The organism is Achromobacter sp. Marseille-Q0513 (assembly GCF_018195695.1).
Taxonomy (GTDB): Bacteria; Pseudomonadota; Gammaproteobacteria; order Burkholderiales; family Burkholderiaceae_B; genus Achromobacter.
This window is the reverse complement of the sequence record NZ_JAGTJY010000504.1, coordinates 1-478: the sequence shown is the minus strand read 5'-3', so window position 1 is coordinate 478 and position 478 is coordinate 1. Positions and strand designations below refer to the sequence as shown.

General features: G+C 64.6%; 2 protein-coding genes. Both read left to right on the top strand.

From position 1 onward, the window contains the following. Positions 1-92 precede the first annotated feature (92 nt). On the top strand, positions 93-284 hold the full coding sequence (locus tag KDH83_RS31495; protein WP_212323086.1) for a hypothetical protein: 192 nt from the start codon (positions 93-95) through the stop codon (positions 282-284). Then, positions 281-478: hypothetical protein (locus KDH83_RS31490; RefSeq protein ID WP_212323083.1), on the top strand; the 198-nt coding region annotated here is incomplete at its 3' end. The genes KDH83_RS31495 and KDH83_RS31490, both read left to right, overlap by 4 nt.

Below are 478 nucleotides of genomic sequence, written 5' to 3'. Positions count from 1 at the left end.
CTGTTGGTGATGAATTACAAGCCAGGCGGTTGACTGTTCGGCCAGGTAGAGCGGTACTGGTGCCATCGCAACGCAAGGAGAACCACATGGCCATGCCAACCCTTTCACCCGCCGCCCAGGAGCATCTCCTGGCCATCGCCGCCACCACGCTGGGCCTGGAAACCCTGGAAACGAGGAACTCGGACCGCCAGGACTTCCACGACCTGGCGGGCTGGTCGGGCCAGGCTGCCCTGGAAGCTGCCTACCTGGCAGGAATGGTTGACCACCACCGGAGGGCTGCATGATGACGTCCATCGAGCAGAGCCTGGCCGACTACCTCGGCGGCTACACCCGCAACAACCCAGCCAACCGGGCACACATCGTCAACTACCAGGACTGGCAACGCATGGCCAGGCTGGAACTCGACCGCCGCGCCGCAAGCCTGCTGTCGGTGCTGCCGGACGAGGAACTCCGCGCCATTGCCGAGGGCCAAGTCAGC